Source organism: Actinomadura syzygii (genome assembly GCF_008085905.1).
Lineage (GTDB): Bacteria > Actinomycetota > Actinomycetes > Streptosporangiales > Streptosporangiaceae > Spirillospora > Spirillospora syzygii.
The window spans coordinates 187562-208631 of record NZ_VSFF01000016.1; the positions used below are offsets into that span (position 1 = coordinate 187562).

Annotated in this window: 18 protein-coding genes and 2 CRISPR repeat arrays; of the genes, 7 read left to right on the forward strand and 11 right to left on the reverse strand. The window is 68.3% G+C overall.

Annotation, left to right across the window (positions count from 1 at the left end; all coding sequences use genetic code 11):
- Positions 1–384: 384 nt before the first annotated feature.
- Complete coding sequence (locus FXF65_RS37710; protein WP_148354965.1) at positions 385–1647, forward strand: MFS transporter; 1263 nt, start codon at positions 385–387, stop codon at positions 1645–1647.
- A gap of 49 nt (positions 1648–1696) precedes the next feature.
- Here FXF65_RS37710 and FXF65_RS37715 read toward each other — a convergent pair whose 3' ends face one another.
- Positions 1697–2137, reverse strand: coding sequence for a hypothetical protein (locus FXF65_RS37715; protein ID WP_222868951.1), 441 nt, complete (start codon positions 2135–2137; stop codon positions 1697–1699).
- 181 nt (positions 2138–2318) lie between these two features.
- On the opposite strand from FXF65_RS37715, the gene FXF65_RS37720 reads away from it, so the two are divergent.
- Positions 2319–3755: an NsdA family TPR-like regulatory protein gene (locus FXF65_RS37720; protein WP_148354966.1), complete on the forward strand. Its 1437-nt coding sequence runs from the start codon at positions 2319–2321 to the stop codon at positions 3753–3755.
- 457 nt (positions 3756–4212) lie between these two features.
- Positions 4213–5949: direct repeats of the CRISPR family, unit length 28 nt; unit sequence GTCGGCCCCGCGCACGCGGGGATGGTTC.
- Between the two features lie 93 nt (positions 5950–6042).
- A CRISPR array of direct repeats spans positions 6043–6374; the repeat unit is 28 nt; unit sequence GTCGGCCCCGCGCACGCGGGGATGGTTC.
- A gap of 268 nt (positions 6375–6642) precedes the next feature.
- Here FXF65_RS37720 and FXF65_RS37725 read toward each other — a convergent pair.
- Both FXF65_RS37725 and FXF65_RS37730 read right to left on the reverse strand, forming a co-directional pair.
- Positions 6643–7866 carry a methyltransferase domain-containing protein gene (locus FXF65_RS37725; protein WP_148354968.1) on the reverse strand — a complete coding sequence of 408 codons (1224 nt, stop codon included), beginning with the start codon at positions 7864–7866 and terminating at the stop codon, positions 6643–6645.
- A 458-nt stretch (positions 7867–8324) separates the two neighbouring features.
- Positions 8325–10262 carry an ATP-dependent nuclease gene (locus tag FXF65_RS37730; RefSeq protein ID WP_148354970.1) on the reverse strand — a complete coding sequence of 646 codons (1938 nt, stop codon included), beginning with the start codon at positions 10260–10262 and terminating at the stop codon, positions 8325–8327.
- Between the two features lie 409 nt (positions 10263–10671).
- Here FXF65_RS37730 and FXF65_RS37735 point away from each other — a divergent pair, with 409 nt between their 5' ends.
- Both FXF65_RS37735 and FXF65_RS37740 read left to right on the forward strand, forming a co-directional pair.
- A complete protein-coding gene (locus FXF65_RS37735; RefSeq protein ID WP_148354972.1) occupies positions 10672–10995 on the forward strand; it encodes a hypothetical protein in 324 nt (107 codons plus the stop codon).
- A gap of 145 nt (positions 10996–11140) precedes the next feature.
- Positions 11141–11686: a GNAT family N-acetyltransferase gene (locus tag FXF65_RS37740; protein ID WP_342787788.1), complete on the forward strand. Its 546-nt coding sequence runs from the start codon at positions 11141–11143 to the stop codon at positions 11684–11686.
- Here the strand turns inward: FXF65_RS37740 and FXF65_RS37745 are convergent.
- The 6 genes from FXF65_RS37745 to FXF65_RS37770 all read right to left on the reverse strand — a co-directional run bounded on the left by FXF65_RS37745 (position 11670) and on the right by FXF65_RS37770 (position 16735).
- Positions 11670–13241, reverse strand: a complete 1572-nt coding sequence (locus FXF65_RS37745; RefSeq protein ID WP_148354974.1) for an asparagine synthase-related protein — start codon at positions 13239–13241, stop codon at positions 11670–11672. The two genes, FXF65_RS37740 and FXF65_RS37745, sit on opposite strands and share 17 nt — an antisense overlap.
- A 106-nt stretch (positions 13242–13347) precedes the next feature.
- Entirely contained in the window at positions 13348–13539 is a 192-nt protein-coding gene (locus tag FXF65_RS37750; protein ID WP_148354976.1) for a hypothetical protein, read from the reverse strand.
- A gap of 159 nt (positions 13540–13698) precedes the next feature.
- Complete coding sequence (locus tag FXF65_RS37755) at positions 13699–14895, reverse strand: M20 family metallopeptidase (protein WP_187412738.1); 1197 nt, start codon at positions 14893–14895, stop codon at positions 13699–13701.
- A complete protein-coding gene (locus FXF65_RS37760) occupies positions 14892–15596 on the reverse strand; it encodes an XRE family transcriptional regulator (RefSeq protein WP_222868952.1) in 705 nt (234 codons plus the stop codon). Before FXF65_RS37760 ends, FXF65_RS37755 begins: the two co-directional genes overlap by 4 nt.
- A gap of 211 nt (positions 15597–15807) precedes the next feature.
- Positions 15808–16314 carry a DUF6879 family protein gene (locus FXF65_RS37765; protein WP_148354978.1) on the reverse strand — a complete coding sequence of 169 codons (507 nt, stop codon included), beginning with the start codon at positions 16312–16314 and terminating at the stop codon, positions 15808–15810.
- The gene (locus FXF65_RS37770) at positions 16295–16735 is read right to left on the reverse strand and encodes a hypothetical protein (protein WP_148354980.1); all 441 of its coding nucleotides are present in this window, start codon (positions 16733–16735) and stop codon (positions 16295–16297) included. The genes FXF65_RS37765 and FXF65_RS37770 overlap by 20 nt, the downstream gene beginning before the upstream one ends.
- A 155-nt stretch (positions 16736–16890) precedes the next feature.
- Between FXF65_RS37770 and FXF65_RS37775 the strand changes: the two genes are divergently transcribed.
- Positions 16891–17466, forward strand: coding sequence for an NUDIX hydrolase (locus FXF65_RS37775; RefSeq protein WP_246199360.1), 576 nt, complete (start codon positions 16891–16893; stop codon positions 17464–17466).
- 14 nt (positions 17467–17480) lie between these two features.
- Here FXF65_RS37775 and FXF65_RS37780 read toward each other — a convergent pair whose 3' ends face one another.
- Positions 17481–18062, reverse strand: coding sequence for a GNAT family N-acetyltransferase (locus tag FXF65_RS37780; protein WP_222868953.1), 582 nt, complete (start codon positions 18060–18062; stop codon positions 17481–17483).
- Positions 18046–19404: a helix-turn-helix transcriptional regulator gene (locus FXF65_RS37785; RefSeq protein ID WP_148354984.1), complete on the reverse strand. Its 1359-nt coding sequence runs from the start codon at positions 19402–19404 to the stop codon at positions 18046–18048. Before FXF65_RS37785 ends, FXF65_RS37780 begins: the two co-directional genes overlap by 17 nt.
- A gap of 289 nt (positions 19405–19693) precedes the next feature.
- Between FXF65_RS37785 and FXF65_RS37790 the strand changes: the two genes are divergently transcribed.
- The gene (locus FXF65_RS37790) at positions 19694–20221 is read left to right on the forward strand and encodes a hypothetical protein (protein ID WP_148354986.1); all 528 of its coding nucleotides are present in this window, start codon (positions 19694–19696) and stop codon (positions 20219–20221) included.
- Positions 20218–21066, forward strand: coding sequence for an SAM-dependent methyltransferase (locus FXF65_RS37795; protein WP_148354988.1), 849 nt, complete (start codon positions 20218–20220; stop codon positions 21064–21066). The genes FXF65_RS37790 and FXF65_RS37795 overlap by 4 nt, the downstream gene beginning before the upstream one ends.
- The last annotated feature ends 4 nt before the right edge of the window (positions 21067–21070 follow it).

Sequence of the window (21070 nt, forward strand, 5' to 3'; positions counted from 1 at the left end):
TAGTCGCTGTTAGGGCCTGTTTGAATCGCTCAGGCTCATTGCCCTTCCACCAGCCCCGCCCCCGCGACGCGCTTCGCTGCACGTACAACGGCAACTGCTTCAGAAGTACGTCATCGACCGTCAAGCACGACAACCGCCGCTAACCCCCTGGCGAGATCACACCGCGATGCCGTTCATGGGGAACACTGCGCGTAGCGCGCGCCCAACGCTGTCGCCTCTGCGTTGGCTCCACTCTCCAGTCGGGGGCTGGCATGTGATGACGCATGTGGACGGCGAACGTGGCCGCTGCGTTCTACTTCGACAAGAGGTGATGGTTTTCGTGTGGCTGCCCGGCCTGATGCGGCAAGGTGATCCGCATCGTGTCGATGACGGCTTGGGGGATCTGTGGGATACCTGCGGCTGCTGCGGGGGCGCCGGATCCTGCTGCTGTGGGTGGCGCAGACCGTCAGTGTGCTGGGCGATCGGATGTACGCGCTCGCGGTGATGTGGCTTGTGTGGGAAACGACCGGGTCTGCGGCGTGGATGGGGCTGGTCGCGGTCACCGAGTCCGTCCCCTACGTGCTGTTGGGGTTGTTCGGCGGGCGGCTGCTGGCGCGTTGTGGCGGGCTGGGAAGCCTTGCTGCGGTGGACGCGGCTCGGATGGTGGCGGTCGCGGTCCTGCCGGTGGTGTGGGCCACGCGGGGGCCGAGCCTGCCACTGCTGCTGATCGTCGCCGCGGCGCTCGGCGTGGCCGGCGCGCTGTTCGACCCGACCATGGGGGCCCTCGTGCCCGACATGGTGCCTGCCGATCAGGTGCAGCAGGTGACGGGGTTGATGGACCTGATGGGCCGGATCGCGCGGATCGCGGGCCCGGCAGCCGCCGGGGTGCTGCTGACGGTGGTGACGGAGGTCCAGCTCTACCTGATCGACGCCGCGACGTTCGCGGTGTCGGCGATCGCACTGGCCGTGCTGGCGGTGCTGGCGGTGCTGGCGCGTGGGACGTCCTCACCGGGACAGAAGGTCTCGGTTCCGCAAGGACCGAGACGGCGGCCACGGGCGCGGACGCTGGTACGAGCCCGGCCGGTGACGGGCTGCATGATCGGTCTGCACGGCGGCGGGCAACTGCTGCTCGGTGTCATGCTGGTGCTGCCGGCGTTGCTGGCCGCACGCGGCGGCGCGGGCGCGCAAACCTACGCCGCGGCGGTGACCGCGACCGGTGTCGGCGCGGTCGCGGCGAACACCGTGGCGGGGCATTGGCGGCGGAGCGTCGTGTTCCCCAGCGCGTACTGCCTGGCGTGGGGCGCCTATGGGCTAGTGCTGGTCGCGACCGGCGCCGCCGCGGCGACATGGCAGATCGTCGCGCTGTCGGCGGTGGCCGGGGCGGTCGGCCCCTTCGCCGCGGTCGGGCTGCGGACGCACCTGGGCGGGTTCGAGCGGGATGAGCGGGCGGCATGGATGACACTGGACCAGACCGCGCTGCGCGCGGCGGGCACGGTCGGGACGCTGCTGCTGCCGGTGCTGGCCGCCCGGCACCCGGCCGCCGGATTCGCCGCGTGCGGTGTCGGCATGATCGTCGTAGCGGTGTCGGCGTGGGGCGCGACCGTCGCCCTCCGGCGACGTGTCGTGACGGCTTCTCCGGCCCCCGTGGCCGAGCCGTCGCAGCCGTGAACGCTCCAGAGCCCTCCCCGCGCTGCCGCGGGGAGGGCCAATGGGGTGATCAGGCGGCGGTCTGGTCGAGGCACCAGTGGACGACCTCGACGTTCTCCAGCGGCACGCCGATCTTGGCGTAGATCCGCTTGTGCATGTAGCCGAATCCGGCGTCGCGGCGCTCGGTGTAGAACTCGGAGTCGTACCAGGCGACGCCGAGAAGGATCATCCCGCCACCGTGCTCATTGTCGGGGTCGGCCTCGAAGTAGGTGCTCTGCCAGTCCCAGAGCATCATCTCCTCGGGACGCCGGCGGAGTCGCTCGTCGGACTCGCGGATCGCCTCGACGCACCGCTCGACGGTGCCGGCGTCAGGGCAGTAGTAGCGGCAGTCCGAGCGGGCGACGGGCGTCTTGTCGCCGCGCCGGTCAGTGTCGGCGTCCTCGCCGATCAGAACGCGGATGCGGGTCACGACCTGGTCGGGGACCTCATCCATCGTCAGGGTGGCGGTCATGTTCCCTTACTCCTTTCGGGTGCGGTGGCCATGCCTCCACGGTCGGTTCCAGGGCACGAACACCTCAATGCCGCATTCCGGTCAGGACATTGCCCCGGTCATTGCCTGGCACGGCAATGCTGGACCTGCGACAACGGGGTTACGCTCCGGTGGGTGAGGTCCGCTCGGTGCGGAGGAGCGCATGAAGGTCGACCGGCGGCGCCGGGCAGAGCTCGCGCGAGCGGCACAGATCATCCGGCAGCGGGGCCAGCGCGCCGACTGGCCGGTGCCGCGCATCGCCACGCAGATTCGCCGCGAGTTACCCGAGGTACTGCCGTTAGAGGCGTGGCGGTGGGCCTACGGATGGTCGCGTGCCCAGACCGTCCGGCAAGTCGCGCTGTACTACCGGGACCGCGACCTGGGCACTCCCAGGCTTAATACGAGCATGTTGTGCCGGTACGAACACGGCGACATCGTGCCGGGTCCCGACTACGCCGACGCCTTTTGCGGGGTGTACCGGGCCCGTCCGCCCGATCTGGGCTTGGAGAGCTCTTACCCGCCCTGGGCTGTCAGGGGAGGGAGAGCAGAGTACGGTGCGGCGTGGGAGATGGTCACGACCGCGAGGGATGGACACTTCATGGCCAACGGCAACTCCGGCGCTCTGCAAGCCCTGCGGGACTCGATCTCTCTCGCGCTGGAGACCGAGGGGCCCGGCGGCGGGCCGGACACCCACGCGGCCCTGCTGACCGCAGTCGACTACTACAGCCGTCACTACTCGGCAGTGCCCCCGGGTGAACTCGCGCTCGAGGTGCACCAGGTCCGCCACATGGTAAACGGGATGCTCGGCGACGGCGCTCTCCGCGGCAACGAACGGTCCGAACTGCGGCGTTCCGCCGGCTGGTTGTCCGCCTTAGTGGGCAATCTGGCCTTCCACCTCGGCGACGAGGTGGCTGCGGCACTGCATTTGGCCACGGCCAGGCGGCTGGGCGAAGCGACCGGTGACCGGTGGCTGGAGTGCTGGTCCCTGGGTGCTCGCGCGATGCTCGCCTACGACGACGACCAGCACGAGGACGCGGCCGCGCTCGGATGGCGCGCACACGAACTCGCCGACACTCGCCTGCGAAAGGCGCAGATGCTCGCCTGGACCGTGCTGAGACCGACCGCCGCGACAGGTGACCGGGACGAGACCGCCCGGGTCGCCGGACTGGCACAGGATGAGATGGCCGCCACTGACGGGGATCTTCCGGGCCGATTCGGGTTCGACACCGCTGAACTGCGACTTCATCTGGCCGAGGCTAGCCTGCTCATCAGCGACACCGGCCAGGCGCGCACCCACGCACAGGCGAGCATCGACCACATCCCGCACGGCCGGCCCGGTTGGGCGGCCGCCAGCCTTGTCCTCGCACGGGCCGAGGCGGCTCGCGGCCTCGGCGGCGACGCCGCCGCACGAGCCACCACGGTCCTGGACACCCTGCCCGGCGGGCGGCTCCGCGCCAACAGCCGAGACCGGCTCGCGGCGCTCATCGACGACCTCGACCGGGTAGAGACCGCGTCCGTGCGGTCACTGCGCGAGCAAGTTGCAACACTGCCGCCACTGGTCCCTGTAGCACGGCCCAGCGTAGAACCCAACGGAGCATAGGCCGAGATCAGGCGCGGGGACCATTCCCGCGTGCACAGGGAGCACTCGCCGGTGTAGACGTTCACCGTCACGTTGCCGGGACCACTTCCACGGTAGATGCTTCTGGCAGGTCGTTGTCCGCCTGAGCGAGCATCAGTCGGCCCACCCAAGAGCTCAGCAAGAACGTCCCTACCGCTGCGCTCGCGCCCACCCTGGCTCGTTCCTCGGTCCCTTGAAACGTGTCCTTCCCGATGAATCGGAGAGTCGCGGCCGGCACCGCCAGCGGGTTCCCCGCACTCGACCCCGACCACCCGATACTCACACAACGTAAGCTAGCCACACCCACCGACAGAACCACCCGCCCACCAAACCGACCCCACGACAACACCACAGACCCCAGACGCCTCCACCGACCATGATCACAAACCAACCGAACGAAAACCCCACCCCTCGCCGATAACGTTGCAGGTCACAAAGTGTCGGCCCCGCGCACGCGGGGATGGTTCTCTCCGACGTCAACCGGCACATCGGGCAGGTGCGTCGGCCCCGCGCACGCGGGGATGGTTCCGGGCGCGGCCGCCCACGGCCCTCGTATGCGTCGTCGGCCCCGCGCACGCGGGGATGGTTCCCAGGTCGGTGCCGCAGTCATCGACGTGCCCGCGTCGGCCCCGCGCACGCGGGGATGGTTCCTGCGTCTTCCCGGACGGCAGGGTCAGGAGCACGTCGGCCCCGCGCACGCGGGGATGGTTCCCAGGTCGGTGCCGCAGTCATCGACGTGCCCGCGTCGGCCCCGCGCACGCGGGGATGGTTCCTGCGTCTTCCCGGACGGCAGGGTCAGGAGCACGTCGGCCCCGCGCACGCGGGGATGGTTCCGCCGTCAGCTCCTCGGCCGTCGCGTACGACATGTCGGCCCCGCGCACGCGGGGATGGTTCGGGCTGCGGCGCCGAGCGCACGGCGGCCGGGACGTCGGCCCCGCGCACGCGGGGATGGTTCGCAGCGGGAGATCGCCGAAGCCGTCGTCGACCAGTCGGCCCCGCGCACGCGGGGATGGTTCCCGGTCACCCCGGCGGACGCCGTCGAGACCGCGGTCGGCCCCGCGCACGCGGGGATGGTTCCCCGGTCAGCACCGGGATCAGGACGCGCAGGTTGTCGGCCCCGCGCACGCGGGGATGGTTCGATGCGCGGGTCTCCTGTCGGGCGTTCCGGCCAGTCGGCCCCGCGCACGCGGGGATGGTTCCTGGTCGGTCTCGGGTGTGGTGGGGCGCTTGCGGTCGGCCCCGCGCACGCGGGGATGGTTCCGGCTGATGATCTTCATAGGAGGCTCCCGGGGTGTCGGCCCCGCGCACGCGGGGATGGTTCCCGCGCCCCTCATAGGCGCGCCCGGCGTGGTCGGTCGGCCCCGCGCACGCGGGGATGGTTCGGTGAGGTTCACCCAGCCGGTGTGAGAGCCGAGGTCGGCCCCGCGCACGCGGGGATGGTTCGGATGCCTACGGGGATAGCTACTGGGCTCCTGTGTCGGCCCCGCGCACGCGGGGATGGTTCCACCCGATCCGGGTCCCCCTCATGGGACACCACGTCGGCCCCGCGCACGCGGGGATGGTTCTGGCGGTCACGTTCTGGCCGACACCCCAATCCTGTCGACCCCGCGCACGCGGGGATGGTTCGCGCGATCCCAGGGCGACGGTGTTCTGCATGAAGTCGGCCCCGCGCACGCGGGGATGGTTCCGCCGTCCGGCCGAGGTGGTAGACCTCGAGTAGGTCGGCCCCGCGCACGCGGGGATGGTTCGTTCAACCGCGGCAACGTCCGCACGGCCGTGTCGTCGGCCCCGCGCACGCGGGGATGGTTCCAGGGCGGCTTCTACGCGGAGGTACGCGAAGCCGTCGGCCCCGCGCACGCGGGGATGCTTCTTCGGGGTCGGCGGGTTTCGCCGATGTGGCGGAGTCGGCCCCGCGCATGCGGGGATGGTTCGAACGAGTGTCAGCGAGCTGCCCGTGCCCTGCAGTCGCCCCCGCGCATGCGGGGATGGTTCCGCAGACCGAAGCCTGTTGATCATTGGTTGGTCGTCGGCCCTGCGCATGCGGGGATGGTTCGCTTGCGGAGCTTGCGGTCGACCGCGTTGCCCAGTCGGTCCCGCGTATGCGGGGATGGTTCCAGGTTCCCGTCGGTGCCGAGGGCGCGTTCGTTGTCGGCCCCGCGCACGTGGGGATGATTCACTCGTGGTCGTCAGACCTCTCCACGCGGCGAACTCGGCGCCGCGCACGTGGGGGATAGTTTGGCGGTCACCTGGCCCTGGCGCTCACCCCAGCGTCGGCCCCGCGCACGCGGGGATGGTTCGCGAGGCGGTCATGACCGAGATCCGTGGCCTCAGTCGGCCCCGCGCACGCGGGGATGGTTCGCTCGCACAAGCGCGTTCCTTTGGGCTCGGTCGTCGGCCCCGCGCACGCGGGGATGGTTCGCGCGATGGGGTATGGGAAGAGGGCGGCCGGTGGTCGGCCCCGCGCACGCGGGGATGGTTCGTCCTGGGCCCGGACCAGCACCTGTACATCACCGTCGGCCCCGCGCACGCGGGGATGGTTCTTGGTAGATCGAATAGACCACGGCTGCCGTGGTGTCGGCCCCGCGCACGCGGGGATGGTTCCGATCCCCGCACGCGCTCAGGGATAGCAGCCCAGCGAACGTCACGGACCCTTGTCGAGAATGCGGGCTGCAAGTGCCGGCCAGTCGTCCGCGTCCATGGTGTGGGTCACATCTCATGGCATTTTCGTGCTGGTCGTGTGCGGTGCGCCGAGATTGTCGCGCATTGGTTCGAGTGCATCCCTGGCGATCCCCGGTTCAGCCCCGGCGCCGCGCGCTGGGAGAACTGGTCCGCACCCAGTACTGTGCAGCCCGATTCCCGCCCCCGCCGTTCACCCCACCGCTGCGCGTGACGGGGCCGGGAGAGGCGTGGTTTCCCTACCGGCCGCCTGGAGCATGATCGGGTTGCCCGGCCGGTCGATCCAAAGCTCGCCGCCACCCCGAGTGACCGTGAGCCCGAAACGGTCCAGGCCAGGACGGCCGAAATGCTGCCACTGGAAGTAGGCCTCCACCGCCTCGTCCCACAGATCGCGGCGGCCGTGCTGATGCACCTCGAAGGCGTCGTCGAACTCGGCGTACGTCGCGACGGCCCAGCAGTCGGGGTCGGACCCGTCGAACAGCCACAACGCGTCGGCCGGACGGCGGGCCGTCACCCCCGGCGCCAGGTGCGTGATCACCAGATCCGCCGCAGGAGGCGCGTACGCGATCGTGCGCGGGTTGACCCGCGTCTGGCCGACTCGCGCACCGGCGGACGACCACGCGGCGGCGTGGCCGTCCACCGGTCGCTGCGACCGCAGATGCATGTAGCCGCTGGTCCCCGGGAACCGGCCCAGCCCGCTGCCGTCCGGCATCACGTCGACCTGGGCGATCAGCCCGTGCCCGAACCACTCCCCGTACGGCGTGACGATCCGGCCGCCGGGCCTGCACTGCTCTATCCACGCGTACGGAATCGACTGGACTGAGCACGTCGCGTGAACCCGATCGAACGGCGCGGCGTGCGCGTATCCGTCGGCGCCGTCCCCCACGATCACCGTCGGCGCGCCGCGCCCAGGAACCGCGGCCGCGAGGTTCTCCCCGGCCTGGGTTGCGAGCGCGGCGTCGACCTCGACCGAGACGACCTCGCCGGCCTTCCCGACAATCCGCGCGGTGAGCGCTGCCGTGTACCCGGTCCCGGTGCCGATCTCCAGCACCCGATGGCCCTCGTCCAAGTCGACGAATCCGAAGTTGTACAGCACTCCGGACAGAGCCGACAACGACGAACTGGCGGTGCCCTGCCCAGTCGTGTGGTCGGTTGCCCCGTCATCGGCCTGGATGATGATCGGCGTATCGAGGTAGACCGCCTCCCACCATTCGTCTGGGCGGGCGGCCTTGTCGATCGCGTGCGCAGGATGCGCCTCATCGGCGAGCACCCACGCCCGATCCGGCACGAACTGGTGCCGGGGAACCGCCCGCAGCGCCCGCTTCCAGTCCTCGGCCGGCGGCGGCAGGTACCCCTTCGCCTCAACCCGGCCGATCAGCATGTCGAGCCGCTCGTCCCGATCGTTCGACGCGGTCACTTCCCACGCTTCCCGCCGCCGTCAGGCTGCTTATCCGGACTGGGCGGAGGCGGAGGCGGCGGATCAGGCGGCGGCGGCTTCTCGCGCTTCCCCAAGATGTCCTCCTCGTCGGTTCGGAACGCTTTCGAAGGTAGACGTGCCGCGCCCCGACCGCCAGTGACCTCAGCGGAACAGGAGGCGGACTCGGCCACGATCAGCCGGGTGGCTGCCTGGGTTCCCCACCGAACATGATCGCGCCTCCAACGCACACGCCGGACGGCCCTGGATCAGCGCTTCACCGCAGTTCCCTGTCAAGTTCACCTTTTCAACCGGGCTGCCGGGTGCGCTTTGGCGGAAATGGTGTGTTCTTGGAGCTCGCGAGGCCGAGAGTAACGCGCGATTGATTGCCAGCGCCGCGGGCGATGGCCGGGCCAGGAAGGGTGCGGGGCCCGCCAGGTCAGGCGGGCCCCGCATCTGCTCTAGGGGAGCAGCGCGTTGAGTCGGGTGAACAGTTGGGAGGCGCGGTTGATGGTGGTCTGGCTGATGGGCTGCTGGTCGAGGACGTCGTGTTGCTGGCGGAGCAGGACGGCGGCGGGCTTGAAGTGGTCTAGCTTGCCGCCGGCGATGTCGTGCTTACGGAAGTGGGCCTCGACCTGCCGGACGATGCGCGGGTCCTTGGTGTTGAGGTCGGTGGCGGCGATCGGGGTGTCGAGCTGCTTGGCGTAGGCGCGGTTGACCAGGTCGAGGTAGAAGTCTGGTTCGAAGAGGTCCTCGATGTCGGCGTCGGCGGTGCTGGTGAACTCGCTGATCTCGATGAGGCCGTTGGCGGCGAGCTGGTCGTTGTCGCGCAGGTGCTTGACGGCTCCGACGTCCTTGGTGCTGGAGTCGACGAGGACGGCGACGTGGACCTTGTTGGCGCCCAGCAGGGTGACGAAGGTCGACAGTTTCCCCGAGCCGCCGATCGGGGTCTTGACCCAGCGGGCGTCCATGCCTTCTAGGCCGTTGGCTTCGACTTGGTCGGACAGGATGTCGAGGTAGATCAGGTCGCTGGGGCCTTCCAGGAGCAGGGTGTGGTCGCCGACGAACAGGGTCTGGGTCATCTCGATGCCCATGGAGGTCAGTAGCGGGAAGACGGTGTCGCTGTCGGCCTTGAAGATTTCTGAGGAGATCTTGGTGCCGACCTTGTCGCGGTCGATTACGGTGCGGACGCGGTCCAGATGGTCGGGCGCGACCATGAACGGCGAGTGCGTGGTGTAGAGGACCTGGTGTTTGGGGGCCAAGCGGCTGTCGATCAGGCGGAGCAGGTCCTTTTGCGCGCGGCCGTGCAGGGACAGGCCCGGCTCGTCCAGCAGCAGGATCAGATCGTTGGTGGCCGCCTCTTCCAGGTCGGTGAAGTAGGCCAGGAAGGAGAAGAACCAGACGAAGCCGCGCGAGCGCTCGTCGAACGGAACCGAGGCGCGGTGGCGCTGGTTGTGGACCCGGATCTGCAGGATGGGGCCTTCGTTGAACGGCGGGCTGGCGCCCTGTTCGATGGGCAGGACGCTGAGCTTGACTTCGAGCTGGTCGTTCTGCGTCCAGTAGTCGAACACCTCGTCGGAGATGACGTTGCCGGAGTTCTCCAGTTCCCGGATCAGGTGTTCGTGCTGGTCGGTGTTGTGGAAGTCCTCCAGCTCGACGCCGGCCATGGCCAGCAGGCTCAGCAGCGCGTGCTCGCCGCGGGTGAGGTCCTCGGTGTCGCGCTTGCGGATCAGGGCGGGGATGGAGACCTTGCCGGGCATGGTGTCGTAGTCGTCGAAGTAGACGAATTTCGGCATCTTCGGCATGGCGTAGGTGTCGAGCAGGTGGCACCCGATCCGCTCGTCCCGCCAGCCGTGGATCCGCTCGGCGAGCCGCTGGGCGGACGACGGCGGCTCCTGCAGACCGTCCAGCGCTTCCAGAAGGCCGTTCACGGTCGTCGCGGCGTCGACGTCCTTGGCGGCTCCCATGGAGAGATCGAGCCGGGACCGCAGGTGCTCGACGATCTTCTTCTCGTCGTAGGAGTGCTCGAACGTCATGGACGACCTGCCGCGGTAGCCGATCGTGACGGTGAACTCCGGCGTGCGGAGGGCACCGGCACCGAGATCCTTCTCGATCTCGGCCATCTCCTCGTCGTCATAGCGGAACGTTGCGACCACCACGGGGATCATGCGGTCGCCGGGGAACTCCTTGCGCTTGCGGGTCAGGCGCGCCGGGAAGTCGATCACCTCGTCGAACCTGGCCGAGGACTCGACCGGGTTGAGACGATAAATGGCCTGCAACGCGGTGGTCTTGCCGGACTCGTTCTTGCCGACCAGGCAGGTGACGTCCGGTTCGACGTCCAGCCGGTCGGAGTCCTCGATCGACCGGTAGTAGGTGATGTGGGCGTTGACGAGCTGCATCCAGACCTCCTTGAGGATGGGGCCCGGCGCATGAGGTTGGGCTCGAACAGGTAACAGCCCGGTAGCCCGGTGTGGCTCGGCTGAATGCCTCGGGATATGGTCTGGGTGCGAATCAAAGACAGACCCCGGTGCTCGCGCTAACCCGCATGCGCCGGGGTCTTCGCGTTTAAAGGACGAGCTTACTCTTCCCGGCGGACACTTTCGGCCCCGTTTCCCGGCATCCCGATAAGGGGTCTCAAACTGGCCCGTATAGGTCGCGATCAGGCTGTCATTGATTGTGTTCGCGGACCGTTTTGGAGGGAGTCGGCCAATGGCGGGAGCCCCACGGCAGCGCGGCGGTCGTCGACCGTCTCGGGTTCCTCCAGCGGAGCCGGATCTGCTGGCAGCAAGCGATTGGGCGGTCTACGACGTGCGGCGCATCCACCACCCGCGCCGCGATGACCCCACCCGGCGCGACATGGTGTGGCGCAGCGTCACCTGCCTGGCGACCGGCACCCGCGCCCAGATGCTCGGCAAACTCGGTCGGCTCGCATCCGGGCACGGAGCCGAACTCGGCAACGACCGTTTCGACATCGCCCGCGCCGCGCTGCTCGAACCGGCCGGGGACCGGTATCAGCTGCCCGAACGGCGCCTTGTCGTCGCGCCGGACGGTGTCGTTGACAAGCAGCGCCCCGCCTTCACCGAGCGGTGGCACCGGCTGGTCGGCCATGACCCGGGACCGTGCGCCGCCTGAGAGTTTGCACTGAGTTTGGCGCGTGGGCAGCGATTTCGGCGCGACGGACCTCTGTCTTCCTGCCGACACCTTGAGTTGCGGGCGTTCGTGTAGAAGCTGACCAGGTTCGGCTGGGCTCTTACTGTAGGCCGTGCGAGAGGGCAGGATGGAGCGCGTGTTGGTGATGCGGTCGGCGAGCGCTGCTGATGGGCCCGCGGTGCGGGAGTTGATCGCTGCCCGGTGTGACTGGATGGAAGAGCGCGGGTTGCCGAGCTGGCGGCCGAGCATCGACGATCTGGTGTCCCAGTGCGACAACCCGTGCGGTGATGTGTGGGTTTTGGAGCTGGACGGGTCACGGGTCCTAGGGCGTACGACGCTGCAGGAGCAGGGCCCGCCGTGGGGGTGGACCGAGGCGGAGAAGACCGAGCCGGCGTTGTATATGACGACGTCGGTGACCGACCCGTGCTTCCGCGAGGTGAAGCCGGGGACGTTGATGGCGTGGTGGGCGGTGGATCAGGCCGCGCAGCGCGGCGCTTGCTGGGTGCGGCGCGATTGCCTGTTCCCTGAGCTGGCCAAGTACTACCAATCCCAGGGGTATGAGCTGGTGCGGGAGGTCGAGCGCGGGCGGCACCGGCTGTACATGATGGCCCGCGCTGCCGAGCGGCTGGAGTTGACCGAGAGGTTCGCCCGGGCTGCTACAGGAATGCGGTAGCGGCCAGGTGCAGGTCGATGACCTGGAGCAGCTTGGCGTGGAATTCCTCGTCGTAGGGCTGGTGCTCGATCTCGCTGATGGTGGACTTGAGGACGTCTGGGTCGACGAGACCGGCGTCGAACAACGGTGACCCATCGGCGAGGGCGTTCTCCAGGATCGGGATGCCGTAGGTCTTGAGGGAGTGTTCGACCAGCCAGACGAACGATTCGCGTTCGACAGGGTTGCACACGTCCTGGCTGAGGCCCAGGGAGGCGAGCTGGCGGCGTTGGAGGTTCTTGAACTCGCGCCAGTCCAGCGGAAGCTGCTCCCCGAGGTTGATCATGCCAGGGTGGGTGAAGGGGTGGATCGGCCAGATCCCGGCGCGCAGCAGCGGCGGCGCGGTGGTCTCCAGCGACAGCAGCGTGATCGCGTTCACCGCCGCGGGCGGGGCGATGCCGTCCTCGGAGAAGACCAGGGCGGAGCGTGCGAATGGGCCGAGCCAGGGCAGCTTGTCGGTGATGTGGTCGTTCGCGGTGGCCACCACGGCTGACTCGGTCGGCGACAACGCCACCATTTCGTCCCCGCCCAGCCCGGTGACCAGGGTCTGGGCACCATGGTCGGCGATGAGGCTTGCCAGGCGGGAGAACGGCAGGAATAGCGGCTCCTCGTAGGGGCTGATCAGCTCACCGCGGACGCGCGGGCAGTCGGGGTGCAGCGGCGCGGCTTTGGCGCAGTCGATCAGCAGGTCATGCTGGCCGAACGGCAAATGGTCCCGGATCTGGGTGCGGCGCCGGGCCTGCTGCTCGCGGCCGGTGCCGATGACCAGCAGAGCCGCGGTGGTGAGCTGGCTGGGCCAGCGCTGAGCGGCGTGGGTGGCGATGACGCCGGAGTCGAACCCGCCGGTCAGGTGGAACACCGTGATGGCGGGTTCCAGTGGACGCAGGTCTAGGGCGAGGTCGATGCTCTCGGTGAGCGCAGCCAGTACGTCGCCATCGGGGGCCAGTTCGCGAGGTGCGGAGTGCAGTGCGGGCTCGGGGTAGTGCAGGTGCAGCGCTCCGCCGAAGATCGCGGTGGCCCGCTCAGTGAGCCGCGTGATGCCGGAGAACAGCGTTTCGCAGCCGTAGCGAGGCCGGTAGATCAGCAGGCGGGCCGCCTCCCGCGGATTGATCCCGGTCGCATAGGACTTCAGGCTGGCCATGTCCCAGGACCCGTGCAGGGTGCCGCCCTGATGGGCGAGGTACAAGGGTGTGGTCCGCGCCGCTCCGGCGGTGATCCGCACGGGCCGGTCGGATTCGGTCTCGATCATGACGATGTCGGCGGGCCAGCGTTCGGCGGCTTCCACCGCCTGGTCGTAGGCGGCCGGGGTGAGGGTGCGGAGTTCTGGCGTTGCCGAGGCCCGGCTTGCGAGGCGTTCCCGCACGATCAGCAGGGTCCGTGTCTGATCGGTGACGGCGAGTTGCTCGACCATCGGGTGACTGTAGGGCGTGACACTGCTGGTCTCCTCGGCTGTGACGTAGCTGGCACCAGTCCACGACCAGGTCGCCGAGGCGTAGGGGGTCAGGCGAAGGGTCAGCACGAAGTGCTCCTCCGAGAGGGGCGAATGGGATGGGCGTGATCCGGGCCCCGCAGGGGTGCCGGGCCCGGACCGAGCGGCGGGCCTGAAGTTGAGCTTCAGGTGTTGGTCAGGTGACCGGGGTGTCGTAGGTCTGGGCGCCGTCGGAGGACCCCGAACGCTTCTTGGTCTCGTGCGCCTCAGCGGGGGTCTGGACCGTCAGGACGAGTCGGCCGGTGAACAGTCCGCCGCTGGTTGGCGTCGCAGCCGCGGCGGGCGGCTGTAGATCGGCCAGGGCGGGATCGAGCGTGGCTGTGCTCATGAGCGCCTCCCAGGTGATGTGGGTTGTTGCCTGAACCATCACCCGGCGCGCAACAGGGTTCCAGCGCGCAGGTTGTCGTGCCGTTGTCGACACCTTGTCGATCGGTTGTCGACGCCAGCGATGTCCGCCCTACTCAGCAGGCTGACCGATCCGTTCGGATCAGGTGAGGAGGGCGAGCAGCGCCTGGTGGTAGGCGGCCTGGATCTGGGGGATCGTGTCCAGGCGGATGCGCTCGTCAGTGCCGTGCAGGGCGAGATAGTCGACACCGAACCCGGCGGTTGCCGGGATACCCAACCCGGCCAGGTAGTTCCCAATATTGGACGGACCGGCGACCTTCGCAGTGGGTGCGAGCCCGACGGCGCGAGCGGCATCCAGCAATGCGGTGCGCAGAGGCGATGACGCTGGAAGGGCGTACTGCGGCCAGCGGGTGCTGATCTCGATCCGCGTCGCCGGGGTACCTGGCCAGGACCGGTCGACGGTGCTGGTCTGCGCCTGGAGCAGCCCGGCTGCCATCTGGTCGGGGAAGCTGGGGGTGAGCCGCAGGTCGACGTTCAAGACGCACAGGTCAGCGACGGCGGAGAAGCCTTCACCTCCGTTGATCGCGGTGACCGTCACCTTTCCGGGCAGCGGGAAGTCGCCCCCACCCGTTGCCGGTAGTTGTGCGGCGTGCAGAGCGGTGACCAGATCGGCGGCCTTGGCGATCGCGCTGGGCACGGTCTTGCTTCCGCCGGAGTGCCCAGCGATGCCACGGACATGAACGTGGGCGCGCAAGACACCGCGGCCGCCGACAATGACGTGCTCGGCCCCCGGATAGCCGATCATCACTCCCTCAACGTGGGCGGGTGCGTCGGGGCCGTCGAAGTAGGACTTCGCACCGCCGAATCCGCCGGAGTGCTCATCCACGTCGAACAGCAGCACCAGCGACCCGGCGAAGCCACCAGCGACATGGAGCCGGGCGGCCAGGTGTGCGAAGGTCGCCGCACCCACTTTGGAGTCCGCGCTCCCCCTGCCATGCATCCACCCGTCGGTGATCTCCGCGGAGGTGGGCGGAAAGGTCCAGGCAGTTTCGTCTCCGAACGGAGCGGTGTCCAGGCACGCATCCAGCACGTATCGGGGGCCGGGACGGTCGCCGACGATCTCGCTGACCAGGGCGACCGGGGTCTGCTCCGGTCCGTTCAGCCGCCGATAGGGCAGGTCGTGGTCGGCCAACCAGGATTCCATCGCGGCCAAGACCGGCTCGTAGGGGTCGATGCCGCCACGGCTCGAGATGCGTATCAGGTCGCGGGTGAGGGCGATGACACTGTCGTAGTCGTCCAGGGCGAGTTTGAGGGCTTCGGTGAACTCGGTGCCGGTCACGCCGGTGCGCCTCCTTTCCGTAGGACGTCCAAGACCTCGACGTCCTGGGCCGTCTCCACTTTCCGGGCCGCGGCGTAGGCTTGCCGGCCGTGGTCCAGCAGCCGTGCGGCCTCCAGCGCGCCCAGCGCTATTCCGGAGTCGAACGCCTCGTGGGAGGTGAGCGATGGTATCGGCACGACCGCCTGCCGTTCGCTGGCGCAGAAGAACCGTTCCGGCGCTGCCACGTCGTCGATCAGCCCGACATGCAGCGTCTTCACCCCGAGACTACGGTCTGCCGGGTCCCGAAGCCGCAACAGCCTCAGCAGATGCTCGTGGAGTACCTGGTGGTGCGGCAGACCGAACAGCACCCGGTAGTGGATCAGCGCGGGCCGCTCCGTGAGGGCCATCTCGATGGCTGCCAGGTAGTCGGCGTCCCGGGACCTGGACCCCATCACCACCAGACATTCCCGGGCGCCCTGCACGGTGGCCAGGAGAGCCTGCTGAAGGGAGGGGAATCCAGCCAGGAGCTTTAGCGTCGACCGTTGGGTGAGCTTGTGGTCCTGGTGCGCGAAGAGAGCGTCGGGCGGCAGCTCATAGATCGCGCACAAGGTCGCCCGGTGGCCGATGCTCGTGGTGTGCCGGCCGAGCTCCCACCCCGACACCATGCTCGGCGTGACGCCGGAATGGCCGCCTGGGGTGCGCAGGTCGATCTCCTCGACCACCTCCTCCAGCGTCCAGTTCCGGGCCCGCCGAGCCCGGCGCAGCGGTGACGGTTCCTCATCTGCCGCCCGTGATCCGCGGCGTGCCATTACCGATCACCTCGCTGCTCAAGGGGTCATGGGCACCGCTTCGATGATGTCGTGTGCTTGGCCGATCTGGCGATGGGATGCGCGAGCGACGGGACGGCCTGTGGGGCTGTGGTCGGAAAACGGTTCAGGCTGGGGGCGTGTAGTCCTTGTGCGGCACAGCGACCGCCCACGCCGCTTCGAAAGCCTCCCGGCACTGCGCTACTAACGCCGGGACGTCGTCCCACTGCTGCCCGGCCGGGGCGTCTTCGCCACCGTGCAGGTTGAACATGACGAACGCGCCGTCGATGACGAACATGTCGTTGCCCGGCAGGAACAGACTGGACGCCAGGCGGCGGGGCAGCCAGCGGATGTCCTCCCCGGCCTCGACCAGCTGGGAGGAGAACTCATAGGCCCCGCGCATGTACTCCGAAACCGGTTCGGAGATCGCCTTGATCCGGCGCATCTCGACCCCCGCGGCAGCCCGCGCTGCGGTCGCTTCCACAGCCTTCGCCCGCACCACGTTCGCAGCCTCCGGATCAGCGGCACGCCGGCTGATGTCGATGCCGTACCGATCCCGTAGCTCAAGCTTCCACCTGCTCGCGGTCGCGCCCGCGACGAGCTCGTTGCGCCGCTCAGCCGAGATCGACTCCATACCTCTCCTTCGCGTCGGCGCGCACGAACATATCCACAAGATCGCCGCCTACCTCCACTGGCGTTGGTGAGCAGTCCGATGATGAAGTCGGAGAACAATCCGACGACGTCGACCAGGTTACGTCGCAGTAGCAGCTCACGCCCGATAAGAAGACCCGCCGTACCCCGGCAAGGTTCGCTGCCGCCGACTCCAGTTCCTGAAGGGACGGATCGGGCAGTTGGAGGGTCTCGCTACAGAAGTTGCAGTCGGAGTCGCAGCGCTTGGTGACCTGCACAATTACCGACAGAGGCGCCATGACCTCCTCGGCGATCCGGCCGATGTCGGCGTCGGGATCCGAGACGAAATGGTGGCCGTCAGTAAAGCGAACCGGTCCGGTGCCCTGTGGTCGAGGGGGGAACTGTGGTAGTCCGAGCATGGTCACACCGAAGCCTTCCTCTGTTAGGGCGCATGGCGCCCGAGTGATCGGGTGGCGCACCGCGGCCGGTCCCGGCTTGGTGCTCAGTTGCGGTCGCCGCAACCTCGGCCAGCCTGCCGCGACTGGATGGTCATCCGGTTCAGGTTGGTACCGTCATGCCGGTGACGCGCGAGAGCCACAGCGAACGGACCAAATGGGTCGTGCACGGCGAACGTCTCGTGGACGAGAACCCCCACATTCGGGTCTCGATCGCCAACGTTGAACTGCCCAATGGGGTGGTGTTCGACCAGTACGTCTTCCGAGTCCCTCGGTGCGTCATGACGGCCGTGCTCGACGAGGCCGGCGAGAACATCCTGCTGATCTGGCGACACCGGTTCATCGTCGACCAGTGGGACTGGGAAGTGCCGGGCGGATACGCCGAGCCGGGCGAGGACCCGGCTGTTGCTGCTGTGCGCGAGGCCGAGGAAGAGACCGGATGGCGGCCGAAGAACCTGCAGTTCCTGCTCTCGTTCCAGCCGATGATCGGGTCTGCGGACGCTCCCCAGGATCTGTATCTGGCGCACGGTGCAGATCTGGTCGGCCAGCCCCACGTCGATGAGGCCGAGGAGGTCCGCTGGATGCCGTTGGCGGAAGCTCATCAGAGGATCCAGCGCGGCGAGATCATTGGCGCAGCAACCGTCATGGCCGTTCTCCACGCACTCACAGCGCAGGTAGTCGCTCCTCCGCATAGTCCATGAGGTCCAACGGTCCGCTATGTCCTTCTACTCAACGGGAGCGGGAGGATCAGCGCGTGAAAGGTGGGCGCGTTCTCCCATCGGGGCTGCAGGCGGCCGATCTGTCGCCAGCCCCACGCCTTGTACGCGCGGTAGGCCCTCTCGTTATCAGGCTCGACCAGAAGGGTGGCACGGGTCTCCGGGCGAGGCCCCAACAGCTCGTCGTGGAGCCGGTGTGCGACACCTTGGCCGGTCCAGTTCGCCCGCACCATGATCTCGCTGAGGGCGAAGGTCCGGGATCCGGTCTCCCGGGTGAAACCCGGCTCGGGCTCCTCCTCAACCAGTCCGTCCCACCATGCGGCATCGGGACCCAGCGGCCAGCCCCACGCCTGCCCGATCGCCTCACCGTCCTGATTGTAGGCGACAACCAACTCGAATCCCCGGTCCGATTTGGTGTAGGCGTCGAATCGACGCATGAACTGCTCGACGGAGTCGAACTCGTGTCCGGACGCGATGGTGGTTGCGTAGGCGTCGATGTAGATGGATTCGACCATGTCGCGGAGAGCGCGTGCCTGCCGCGCGTCAAACCGTTGGAAGCTCAACTCATACCCACTCATCATGAAAAGCACGATATTCCCGGCTCATGGCGACGGCCACCGTGGCGAATCGGTCGGCGAACTCCTCGTCACCGAGATCACGGAGTGGTCGCAGGATGTTGAGGGCCCGAACAGAACCCACCGATTCCTCCAGCGTGGTCAACGCCGACCTGCCGTTCTTGAAGGCTCCGCGGCGATCTCCTTGTTTCAGTTGGGCGTTCGCCAGTTGCGCCTGATAGAAGGTCCGATTCCGTTGTGGCAGCATCGGTTCCTGAAGGGTGGCCTGATAAAGGCTCGCGGCGCGAACGAAGTCTCCGGTGTCGACCGCCATCTGCGCCTCATGCCCCCGTACCTCAGCATGAGTGACAAACCCAAACCATGGCCGGTCGTCAGGGTGGGGCCCGCGGTCAAGGTCCCGGTAGGCGGTTCGCAACGCGGTCCGAGCGGTGTGTTCCTCATTCTGCAGTCCCGCTGCGGTCGCGCGCCGCATATTGATCAAGGCGCGTAGCTTCGGGGACATCTCATACCGGGCGGCCTCTTCTGCGCGGTCCAAGAATCGCAGGGCTTCGCGGGCGGGTCCCCGGCGGCCGCTCAATCGGGCCAGCGATGTCGACTGCAACGCCATGATGGCGTAGACATGCGCCCTCAGGCTTCCGTCCTCGGTGCCGTCAGCCAACTCACGCGCGTCCTGTATCAAGCGTCGCGCGGTCGCCAGGTCGCCGGCGTCGAAGGCGATAAAGCTGGCGCACACCCCCAGGTTCGCGCAGACCCCGAGAAGATCAGGGGCCAGGCGGTTTGGGTACTCAGCCTCGCCGATCAGATTCTTGGTCTGCTGGAACAGTAATGTGGCCTGCCGCAGCAGTGAGGCTCCACCGATGGCCCAGTCGCGGGCATAGAGTTCCTCGGTACACGCTTGGAGGTAGTGCAGGTGGGCGTACCCCACACGGTCGACAGGCGCAACAGCCGCAGGGAATAGGGCACCGGCCGTCAGCGCGAGGGCGGTGCCGTGGAACGTGCGACGGTCCACATCTTCCTCATCACAATGTCCAGAGGGCGAGATCTCCACTGTCGCATCCGGGATACCCAGGATCACCGGCAAGAGCGCCTCGCGCGGCATCGCAACCGCATCTGCCCAGGCCAGGAGCCCGCGGATGTCGAACAGCGTGCCGCGTGCCCCGGTCTCGACGCGATGGACCATCTGTTTGTTCCAACCAGGCACGAGGGCACCCATCTGCTCCTGAGTGAGGCCGGCGGCCTCGCGGACGAGTCGTACCGCTTCGCCCAGTTCGTGGTCGACCAACGCCTGACGCAGCCTCGGAGAATCCCAGAGCCATGTCGGGGCCTGACCGCGAAACGTCGGCGCCATGGAGGAACAAGACAGACATAGCGCCTCGCGGTTGTACCGGCTGAGCCGGGTGGCCTTACACCTCGGGCACAGAGGCCGCTTGTGGGACATCCCGCTTCTCCGGCCACTCGTTGTCGGCAGAGATTTCTCATTGTTTCCATCACAGTAAGGCAGCGCCCCGGACGGTGCCGCCAGCCTGGTTTCCAATTTGGCAACAAGCAATCGCTTGGCCAGTCGTCGATCGGGCGGTTTGCGGCGTCGTTCCCGCAGGCTTGGCTAACAGTCCTCAACTCCGGAGGAGGAGGTGGCTGTGAACGGCACCCAACACGAGGACGTCATGATCCTCACCGCGCTGGCGCGCCAACTCGGCCAGACCCGGCTCCGAACTCAGCTCATCGTCAGCGCCGACCCCATCACACTGCACGTGGCCAACGGCGACTACCTAAACCATGCAGGACAAGAACTGCTGGCCAGCGATCTTCACATCCTCCGGGGCGGAGTTGTGGAACTCTTGCGCTGGTCTGCCGGTGACATCCTCGGCCCGGCCGACGATCTGGATGCCGCCTTCGCCAAGGTCTGCGAATCCCTGCTCATCGATGACGACGCCCTCGCCACCGACACCAGTCCTCGGGGGGCGGGAGGGCGCGTTCTCCGTCCAGCGCCCCCCGCCACCCTCTCCCTGCCCCAGACCGTGAGCGCTGGGGCTGACCGCACGGCCCGGGGGCCCTCTACGGGCTGGGGGGTTCCGGGCCGTGCGGTCTCACGAGCACGGCGGCGGGCCGCGCCCCACACCGCCAGGCCCGCCGCCGTTTCCAGTGTCGGGGCGGTGCAGTCATGAGCGCCGCGCCGGACCTGTCGTTCAAGCGGCCGAGCCCAGCTCGGGTCTACAGCTATCTTCTCGGCGGGAAGTCGTGGTTCGAGGTGGATCGGGTCGCCGGGGAACGGGTGAAGCAGCTTCTCCCGGACGCCGTGGAGGTCGCACGGGAGAACTTTCTTTTCGCCGGGCGCGCTGCGGCGTGGGCGGTCGGAGCCTACGGCGTCGGGCAGGTGTTGGAGATCGGTCCGGGGATCGTCGATGACGTCCCGCTGCCCAGTGTGGAGGATCAGGTCCGCCGGGTGCGCCCGGACGCCGTGGTGGTCGGGGCCGATAACGACTCGGTGGTTCTCGCGCACTCTCGCACGCGGCCCGGCTACGGCGTGCTGGAGGGCGACGTCACCGACCTTGACGGCATTTTCGGCAACCCGGCCCTGCGCAGGGTGCTGGACGTGGATGCTCCGACGGTCGTGGTGCTGGCGGCGGTGGCGCATTTCGTGCCCGATGACTTGGTCGGCGGGGTGCTGCGGGGCCTGTGGGAGCGGGTGGCGCCGGGCAGCGCGCTGGTGATGTCGCACGCGATGGCGGTGGCGAGCCAGGCGCGTCGGGTTTCCGGGGTGGAGCAGGTCTATCAGGGCGCTACCAGCCCGATCCGCCTGCGCACTGAGTCGGAGATCCGCGGGCTGGTCGCCGACTGGGAGGTGGTCGATCCGCCCGGCCTGTGCGATGTGGCCAGGTGGGGGCTGCCACGCCCGCACGACGGCCTGGTGGGTGAGTACGCCCGGGTCGTCGGTCTGGTCGCCCGCCGCCCCGATGGCCGCAGCGTCGATGACCGCGACCTTCGGGCTGGGGCGGTGACGGCGCGGTGACCAT

What these genes read in the sequence shown, in the direction of transcription:
- FXF65_RS37715 (WP_222868951.1), bottom strand. Translation starts at nt 2,137, where the DNA reads ATGACCGCCACCCTGACGATGGATGAGGTCCCCGACCAGGTCGTGACC.
- FXF65_RS37720 (WP_148354966.1), top strand. Translation starts at nt 2,319, where the DNA reads ATGAAGGTCGACCGGCGGCGCCGGGCAGAGCTCGCGCGAGCGGCACAG.
- FXF65_RS37730 (WP_148354970.1), bottom strand. Translation starts at nt 10,262, where the DNA reads ATGCAGCTCGTCAACGCCCACATCACCTACTACCGGTCGATCGAGGAC.
- FXF65_RS37740 (WP_342787788.1), top strand. Translation starts at nt 11,141, where the DNA reads ATGGAGCGCGTGTTGGTGATGCGGTCGGCGAGCGCTGCTGATGGGCCC.
- FXF65_RS37750 (WP_148354976.1), bottom strand. Translation starts at nt 13,539, where the DNA reads ATGAGCACAGCCACGCTCGATCCCGCCCTGGCCGATCTACAGCCGCCC.
- FXF65_RS37765 (WP_148354978.1), bottom strand. Translation starts at nt 16,314, where the DNA reads ATGGAGTCGATCTCGGCTGAGCGGCGCAACGAGCTCGTCGCGGGCGCG.
- FXF65_RS37780 (WP_222868953.1), bottom strand. Translation starts at nt 18,062, where the DNA reads ATGATGAGTGGGTATGAGTTGAGCTTCCAACGGTTTGACGCGCGGCAG.
- FXF65_RS37785 (WP_148354984.1), bottom strand. Translation starts at nt 19,404, where the DNA reads ATGGCGCCGACGTTTCGCGGTCAGGCCCCGACATGGCTCTGGGATTCT.
- FXF65_RS37795 (WP_148354988.1), top strand. Translation starts at nt 20,218, where the DNA reads ATGAGCGCCGCGCCGGACCTGTCGTTCAAGCGGCCGAGCCCAGCTCGG.